This is a genomic window from Aliterella sp. E5.1 (assembly GCF_057473825.1).
Window position 1 is genome coordinate 1 of the sequence record NZ_JBYCCV010000134.1, and the last position, 8120, is coordinate 8120.

An 8120-nucleotide genomic window follows, 5' to 3' on the forward strand; every position below is an offset into this window, starting at 1 on the left:
CCAGGTAGGCGCAGGGGAATAGTAATATTCCGCTCCAGCCTACGAATACAAATCTGTCGCGCTTTAGCCAGTCGTCTACGGTGTCGAATATGCCGCGACTCGGTGCGCTGCCAACTGCAATTGTCATTACAGTAAAACTCCAAATATTATAAGTACGACAGGAGAATCGTCCGATGGAATGATGTAAGTTGTACTTCTTACAAACAATCTATCGATTGACAAGTTTACTTTACGATTCTTTACCTGTTCCTAATCTAGTTGTACAACTAACTGCCAATATGTGGCAAGGTAATTAGAAAAATTTAATCTTTATCCCATCAAAAGGAATCGGCGGCGTTCGCCACAAAAAATTAAGCTTGGTAAATTAATATAAATTTTTTTGAAGAATAATGTTTGGATGCCTAAGAGCGATCGCCCTTAGATCCTCCATCATGGGAGCGTTAGAATGGACTATACATAGTGCTTATTGCCAAAACCATGATTTTTATCGATTTGACCTTGAAAAGTACCGCCTTTCCCGTATCAGTCCAAAGAAAAACCAGCGAAGAGGCAGAGGCGGTTTATACCCAAATTGTGGAGGCGATGCGTTCTGGTCAGCCAGAAGTGATCGAATTGACGTGCGATCGCCAAACAGAGAAAAAAGCTGCGGTCCGCTCTAGTGAAATTCTCAGCGTCCAAATAGCCCAAAAAGATGGCTCTGCAGTTGGTGGCGGTAGACCTCCAGGATTTTTTGCTTTGTCGGAATCTACATAACAATTAGGGTAAAGATGGCGGAAATTGCCGTTCAAGTTAGCAATTTAGATTTTAGCTGGCATCAAGGGGAGCAAGTTTTAACCGCTTGCGACCTTGAAGTTCCTAGAGGTGAATTTTGGATGCTACTAGGCACTAATGGCAGTGGCAAATCTACCCTCCTAAAGTTGTTAGCAGGATTACTCACTCCTAAGTCAGGACTGGTGCAAATCTTGCATCCAGTCGGCTTTGTATTTCAAAACCCCGACCATCAATTAGTCATGCCGACCGTTGGCGCAGACGTAGCTTTTGGACTGGTAGAAGAACAACTACCAATCTTTCAAGTCCGCCAGCGAGTGGAGGCAGCCTTAGCTGCCGTAAATATGTTGGAGTTGCAAAGAAGACCGATTTATGCGCTCAGTGGCGGGCAAAAGCAACGAGTGGCGATCGCTGGTGCGATCGCCCGCAACTGCGAAGTGCTGTTATTAGACGAACCGACGGCTTTATTAGATCCAGATAGCCAATTGGAATTAGTCGCCCAAGTCCGAAACTTAGTCAAAAGTCGTGGTTTAACTGCCCTATGGGTGACTCATCGGTTGGAGGAGTTAAATTATTGCGATGGCGCATTTTTGTTGGATCAAGGCTACTTAGTAGATCGGGGTGACGCGCAACGCTTAAAGCAACGTTTGCTCCAACAAATACCTTTAGAGTAGACAAATATCTATCTCGATGAAATTAAAACCCCTAGATCGGTCTAGGGGTTTTTTAGTTCTTTGTTTACTCTTGGGGAGCAGCTTCAAGATCGGGTTCGGAACTTGACTCTACTTCCTCAGAAGGAGGGGCAACTACTGGAGGCTTGGGCTTTGTGGGCTTAGGACCTCGCATCAAAGCCAGATTTGTTGGCGGTATTGCGGATTCTTCTTCTTTTCTAGAGCCTTTTCCTTTACCCTGAGACTTTTCTTTGCCAGGGATAGAAGGAATCACTTTGCGCTTTTCTGGTGATGCGGTTGTAGCCTCAAGACCATCTTCAACGACGTTGGGTTGAGTTTCCTGTGTTTCTTGCGTGTCCCCAGCATCACTGGGAGGAGCGATTTGACGCTCTGACTTCTTAATGGGACGTTCCACCATAAATTTTGCACATTTATTTATTAGTATTTTTGCACTGTCCTCGTATTTTAAGGAAGCAGGAATCCAAATAAAGTTGTAGCACAGGCATTGCCTACTCAAAACTATAAGTTTTTGACCAATGCCAAGTAGATAGCTTTGTCTGTCGGAATGTTAGAACAGATACTTCGATTCGATTAGAATTAGTGAATAAATATATTTAACTTCAATAATTGGTGAGAATGTATCATGCCTCCTTCTTTACCCGAAGCTGTTTTATTAATAGACGGTTATAACATGATTGGCGCTTGGTCTTATCTAAAAAGAACGCGCGATCGCACTGGACTTGAAGCTGCGCGCGAGGAATTGGTTTGCGCGCTAATAAACTATAGTGCCTTACAAGGCTACGCAACTCAGGTTGTATTTGATGCCCAGTATCAAAATACTGGCAGCAGTCAAGAATCTGTTAATGAAAACTTATCGGTACACTATACTGATTTTGGTCAGACTGCCGATACTTACATAGAAAAGTCCTGCGCGGCCTTGCGTCCCTACTTAAAGCAATCTCACCTTTGTCGGCTGATTGTGGCAACAAGCGATCGCGTCCAGCAGCTAGTAGTCGTTGGCTACGGCGCAGAATGGATGTCAGCCCAGCAATTAAACTATGAAGTAGAATCAACTCTCAAAACTTCCCTCAGCAAGCACAAACAACGCAAACAGTCCGCTAGTCGGTTTTTAGCCAATTCCATTGATGCTAAGGCTCGGCAAAAACTAGCAGAACTACGTATGGGATTATAGTTAACCTATAACTTATTTTTATCGTAAAATTGAACACCAAAAAATTTTTAAAAAATCTGTGCAAACCCCTTGCAAAATATTACCGCTTGCAGTTAATATAAATATTCGCAGTCCTCAGTAGCTCAGTGGTAGAGCGATCGGCTGTTAACCGATTGGTCGCAAGTTCGAATCTTGCCTGGGGAGTTAACTAAATTAAAAATTATCGCTTTTTGCGATTTTGCCTTGTTCATTGCTGAGATAGGCGTTTTATTTCCCGATCGCCTAGTAATTGATGTGCTTCGGCAAGGAAAGACGGGATTTTGGCGGCATGAGGGCTAGCCTCTAAACATTGTCTCAAGTCAAGCTGCGCTAAATTATCTGCCTTCGCACCAGGAAACCAGTCGCCGCCAGAACCTAGCAAGTTGTAGCGCATTTTTGCGTATTCAACCATGTCGTAAGCAAGTGCCAAATCTCTCAGTGCCAAAATAACGGGGATATTTAACCCTCCTGGAGTTTCATCAAACTTTGGCAAGCCGATATGCCAAGTTTTTATCCAGCTTTCACCCAAACAAGCGATCGCCTGTTGTTCTAATTTGTGTAAAATGGGCGGCAAAATTTCCTCCGCCCGATCTAATAATTCTAAGGTTTTTAGGTGTTCGTCAAAGTCTTGCGGCTTTGCTGCACCAATGCTCAAAGTATCTACCTGGCAATGACTCAGACAAAACAAGTCATTAAATACCATTGGACTAAGAGGCTGGCACAAATCTACTAGCTTTTGAGGCGGTTTGTACAACATTCCGCCTTTATCGGATGGGCTAATGATAAATACCCCCATGTCATGAGCTTTAGCCGCCACAATTGCCTCCCAATTGATTTGATTGATGTAGTACCAATGCAAATTTACATAGTCAAATTGGTTGGTCGCGATCGCCTGTAAAATAATTTCTGTAGAGCCATGAGTCGAAAATCCAATAAATCTTACCTTACCTTGAGATTGCAACTTTTGAGCAACTTCTAAGCAACCACCAGGGCGCATACTTTGGTTGAAACTTTCGCTGCTATTGATACCGTGGATACCTAGCAAATCGACATAATCTAGCTTGAGATTGACTAAAGATTTTTTAAAATTGTCTAAAAACTCTTGAGAGTCAGCTTTAGGGGAAACTTTAGTTTGAATAATCAGGCGATCGCGCCCTAAGTTAGGTAAAATTTTACCTAACTGTAACTCAGACGTGCCATACCCACGAGCAGTTTCGATATGATTTATGCCAACTTCTATCGCCCGGTTAATTGTTGCTGCTAAATTTCGCTGATTATCTTCAGGAATGTCCTCGGCGGGGACATCTTGCCATTTATATTGATAGCGCATCCCGCCGCAAGAAAATAGCGGCATTTGCAACTCTGTACGCCCAAATCGTCGGTACTGCATTATGGTTGATTGATAACTGATTTTGGTAGCTCGGTACTCAAACGCAAAGGTAAATTAGGGGTAGATAGAGATTGAGCGTAAGCAGGTGTAAGAAAAGGCTGATAAATTTTTGCTTGTGGTGTCAATTGCTCGATGAATGCCAAACTTACCCCCGAAATTAGCTGCCGCAATGGTTGCGCTTCTACTCCTCGAAGTTCTTTGATTGTGCCAGTATTCGTAATTGCTTGACTACTAGGATTGCCGACACTTAAATGCGTACCGCCAATCGCTGTAACTAAATACTTTTGAGCGCCAAGTTGAGCAAAAGGTCGCAGTTGATGGTTGAGTATAGGAGTTATCGCATCTTCGGTACTCGCTAAAACTAAAACAGGAATGCTAACTTTCTTTAAACCATTTTCTCCAAATAACTGTCCCACCACTGGATTAAGCGCGATCGCACTTTTTACTCGTTTATCTTGCAATTGCACCTTACTATCAATTAAATTCGCCGCGCCGCATTGCAACCAATCGGCGGGTGCTTGAGCCAGAGGATTGACATCTTTACACGCCTGACGCAACTGTTGTAAGTTTAATTCTCCTCCAGCCAATGCCAACGCTGTATAGCCGCCTAAAGAATGACCGATTACACTCACAGTCTCAGTGGTTAGTTTGCCTTGTAATAGCCCTGGTTGCTGGTTGAGCTTGCCTAGTTCATCTAATACAAAGCTAATATCTTTGGGTCGATTAATAAACGCCGTAGCTGGTAGCAACTTATTAGGGCTACTTAGATTAGATATATTTTTTGCAGTGCGATCGGGATGTTCTAATGCCGCTACTGTTAGCCCGTGACTAGCCAAATGCAGCGCTAGATAACTAAAAAATTGGCGATTGGCTCCCAACCCTGGAGAAATTACTACCAAGGGAGTTGGGCGTAAGGTTGATACTAAATTTTGCTGAGGATAGTAGATATCTACGGGAATAGTGCGATCGCGTTTTCGATCTTGAAAAGCTATTGTTTGCTGTTTTACGGTAGCTTTTCCCAAGCTAGCAGGGTCAAATTGGGGCTTAAAAGCCGTACCGCTCGTCACAGCTAATTCATCTGCTAATAATGAACCCACCGCCTGACTTTGCAAGTAGGAGGGATTAAATTCTACCGCTAAAGCGATCGCCCGACTTGCATCGATCACAATATTTTCTTGGGGATAAGCTTTAATTAAACTAACTACGCTTACCCCATTAGCTTGCTGCGCTGCTAAACTAACGGCGGCTTGGAGTTGCGGCAAAGTTAAGTCAGGAATTGCTACGCCCAAATATTTGAGTAACTGCTTTCCATAAGGCGAACTAGATAACTCACTAATATATGTATCTGCAAGCTTTGGATCTACTTGCAGGCGGCTGTTTAAAACTTTGCGGACTTGGGGCGTTAGAAAAGCCGCGTAAAGTTCTAAAGCTGGGGGTAATTTCCCCGTTTTGGCAAATTGTTCTAACTCAGAAATCGCGATCGCACTTTCAAAAGCGCCCAACTTGAGCGTAACTTTTTCTGCTGCCATTGCTGGGGTTGCGACTACTTGCAACCCAAAAGTAATCGCCGCCAAGTACCAAAATTTTTCTTGAGCCAGCTTGCCAAGCTTACGTCTACCGCTAGACAACAATTTATGTTTAAACTTAATCACAATGTTTTATTCCCCTTTTGGTTCTATTATGTACGCCCCTGCGGTTGACGGTGTTATCCTAGCAGCCAAAACAAGACATAATTTGAGGCAACAAAAATTACTTAGATACGTCAATAAGCAAATAAAGGAAACAAAACCTAAAATGATGAAGACTACAAACTTAGAGAATTTACTACATCGTCATTATGGTATCTAAAGTGTCGTCGGTAGTTAGGAAACGAACAGTTGCGGGTTTGACAACTTTATTGGCTACGGTTTCTATTGCTTATCCGTTTCCAAGCATTGCCCAGTTAATTCAAAAGCAGCCCCCAGCCCCTACTGCGCCAATCCCTGCCGCTCAAACACCCGTGCAGCCACCGCTAGATTATACGTTGGGAGGAGGCGATCGCATCCGCATCAACGTGTTTGAAGTACCCGAATACAGTGGTGACTATCAAATTCCGCCGGGAGGATCGCTGTATTTGCCTTTAGTAGGTGGCATAACAGTTTTAGGATTAACCCAAGAACAAGCCGCAGAAGCGATCGCAGCCAGGTATTCTCGTTACCTCCGACGACCTTTAGTAACCGTTAGTTTAGTCTCGCCGCGTCCAATTAACGTTGTAGTTGCTGGAGAAGTAAATCGTCCCGGCTCTTACACTGTAGGTTTGCAAGGCGGCGCTGGCGACAATCCTGGGGTACAGTATCCCACTATAGTAGGAGCGCTGACTTTAGCTGAGGGGGTAACTTTAGCCGCCAATATTCGTCAAGTGCAGTTACGCCGACGACAAGGGCTGGGACCGGAAACAACCACCAATCTCGATTTGACCCAACTAATCCAAAGCGGTGTTTTACCTCAAGATATTACCCTGCGCGATGGCGATACAATTTATGTGCCTGTAGCGTCGGAGGTGAATTTATCAGAAATCCGCCAGTTTTCCACCGCCAGTTTTGCTGGAGCGACGAATAGACCCCGGACAGTGACTGTAGTCGGCGAAGTGAACCGTCCTGGCTCCTATACAGTAATTGGCGGCTCGACGACGGGGATCGCAACTGAGCAAGGCAGTGGCAGTGCCGGGGGCGGTCTGCCCACAGTATCGCGGGCAATTCAGTTGGCTGGTGGCATCAACTCCTTAGCTGATGTGCGCGGTATTCAGTTACGCCGCCCAACCAAGTCTGGGACAGACCAAACTCTCAATCTCAATTTTTGGCAACTATTAGCTGGTGATTCTTATCAAGACACCTTAGTCCAAGATGGAGATACAATCGTTGTTCCTACCGTTACCGAACAAAATCCTGCCGAAAGTACGGTAGTAGCAACGGCAAGTTTTTCCCCAGCGACGATTCGAGTCAGCGTCATTGGAGAAGTCAAGCGGGCTACAGGCGGTGCTGGCGGTACAACTCTAGAACTACCAGCTAATACACCGCTCAACCAAGCTATATTGGCTGCCGGAGGATTTAATGATTCTAGAGCGAGGAGAACTACCGTCGATTTGATTCGTCTAAATCCCAACGGTTCAGTAACCAAACGCCAGGTCAAAGTTAACTTAGCCCAAGGTATTAGCGAACAAGTCAATCCTATCCTTCGCAATAACGATATTGTCGTAATCAACCGTTCTTTCTTAGGTAGAGTGGGAGACACTATCGGCGCTGTCGGCAATCCTTTACTCAATGTTTTTAGTGTTTTTAGATTGTTTGGACTCTAACTAATTATTTGAAAGTCAAAGGCTTGGCGATCTACTTATCGCAGTATTTAAGGCGGCTGCGTGCCGCCTTCCCCAACGGAATCTATGGATTTAGTAGCGACAAATCGCACTTAACAATTTATCCGGCGCAAAAGGCTTAGTAAAATAAGCATTTGCCCCCAAAGCCTTAGCTTTTTGACGGTGCTGGTCATTTTCTCTAGAAGTCAGCATCGCTACAGGCAAGTTTTGCCAATTTTTGGAAGTACGAATCTCTCTAAGTAAGGTAAAGCCGTCCATGCGGGGCATTTCAATATCAGAAATTACTAGATCGTAAAAGTCGCCTGGCTGGTTTAATGTCTCTACAGCTTCTTTGCCATCTCGACATTGCACTACTTGGTAGCCCGACTTACTCAAAACTCGCTCTAATAATCTCCGTACAGCCACCGAGTCATCAACAATTAAAATTGTTGCTTTTTCTTGAACTGGTGGTCTAAGGATAACGCTTGGCAGCTTCGGCAACGGCTGTCGATCGATCAATTCACCTAAGTAGTTTGGCGATAAGACTGTAACTACTTCACCCGTCCCCAGCACCGTACAGCCAGCAATATAAGCTGGAACTCTAACCGTGGCATCGAAGGGCTTACAGCGGTTCTCGATTGAATGAGATAAAGTGAGAAGCATTGCTACAACTATTAATGGCTAAATGGATGAAAGCTTACTCAAATGATTTGCGCCAGAAGATTGTGGAAACCCATAGCAGAGAAAGGG

General features: G+C 44.4%; 8 protein-coding genes, 1 tRNA gene and 1 pseudogene. 5 read left to right on the plus strand and 5 right to left on the minus strand.

Translation table 11 applies throughout. From position 1 onward, the window contains the following. A pseudogene (locus AC2VE5_RS22725) lies at window positions 1–127 on the minus strand (photosystem II D2 protein (photosystem q(a) protein)); the annotation flags it as partial. A 350-nt stretch (window positions 128–477) separates the two neighbouring features. Here AC2VE5_RS22725 and AC2VE5_RS22730 point away from each other — a divergent pair. Next, the gene (locus AC2VE5_RS22730; protein WP_486889952.1) at window positions 478–753 is read left to right on the plus strand and encodes a UPF0367 protein family; all 276 of its coding nucleotides are present in this window, start codon (window positions 478–480) and stop codon (window positions 751–753) included. Between the two features lie 14 nt (window positions 754–767). Next, complete coding sequence (locus AC2VE5_RS22735) at window positions 768–1442, plus strand: ABC transporter ATP-binding protein (protein ID WP_486889945.1); 675 nt, start codon at window positions 768–770, stop codon at window positions 1440–1442. Between the two features lie 64 nt (window positions 1443–1506). On the opposite strand, the gene AC2VE5_RS22740 is transcribed toward AC2VE5_RS22735, so the two are convergent. Further along, window positions 1507–1857 carry a hypothetical protein gene (locus AC2VE5_RS22740; protein ID WP_486889946.1) on the minus strand — a complete coding sequence of 117 codons (351 nt, stop codon included), beginning with the start codon at window positions 1855–1857 and terminating at the stop codon, window positions 1507–1509. Window positions 1858–2082: 225 nt separating this feature from the next. Here AC2VE5_RS22740 and AC2VE5_RS22745 point away from each other — a divergent pair, with 225 nt between their 5' ends. Both AC2VE5_RS22745 and AC2VE5_RS22750 read left to right on the plus strand, forming a co-directional pair. Beyond that, entirely contained in the window at window positions 2083–2631 is a 549-nt protein-coding gene (locus AC2VE5_RS22745) for an NYN domain-containing protein (protein WP_486889947.1), read from the plus strand. A gap of 111 nt (window positions 2632–2742) precedes the next feature. Continuing rightward, window positions 2743–2814, plus strand: a tRNA-Asn gene (locus AC2VE5_RS22750). Between the two features lie 43 nt (window positions 2815–2857). Here AC2VE5_RS22750 and AC2VE5_RS22755 read toward each other — a convergent pair. Together AC2VE5_RS22755 and AC2VE5_RS22760 are read right to left on the minus strand one after the other, a co-directional pair. Next, window positions 2858–4039, minus strand: a complete 1182-nt coding sequence (locus AC2VE5_RS22755; RefSeq protein WP_486889948.1) for an aldo/keto reductase — start codon at window positions 4037–4039, stop codon at window positions 2858–2860. Then, window positions 4039–5691, minus strand: a complete 1653-nt coding sequence (locus AC2VE5_RS22760; RefSeq protein WP_486889949.1) for an alpha/beta hydrolase — start codon at window positions 5689–5691, stop codon at window positions 4039–4041. The genes AC2VE5_RS22755 and AC2VE5_RS22760 overlap by 1 nt, the downstream gene beginning before the upstream one ends. Window positions 5692–5876: 185 nt before the next feature. Between AC2VE5_RS22760 and AC2VE5_RS22765 the strand changes: the two genes are divergently transcribed. Continuing rightward, complete coding sequence (locus AC2VE5_RS22765; RefSeq protein ID WP_486889950.1) at window positions 5877–7373, plus strand: polysaccharide biosynthesis/export family protein; 1497 nt, start codon at window positions 5877–5879, stop codon at window positions 7371–7373. 90 nt (window positions 7374–7463) lie between these two features. Here the strand turns inward: AC2VE5_RS22765 and AC2VE5_RS22770 are convergent, their stop codons facing one another. Then, on the minus strand, window positions 7464–8033 hold the full coding sequence (locus tag AC2VE5_RS22770) for a response regulator (protein WP_486889951.1): 570 nt from the start codon (window positions 8031–8033) through the stop codon (window positions 7464–7466). Window positions 8034–8120 lie beyond the last annotated feature (87 nt).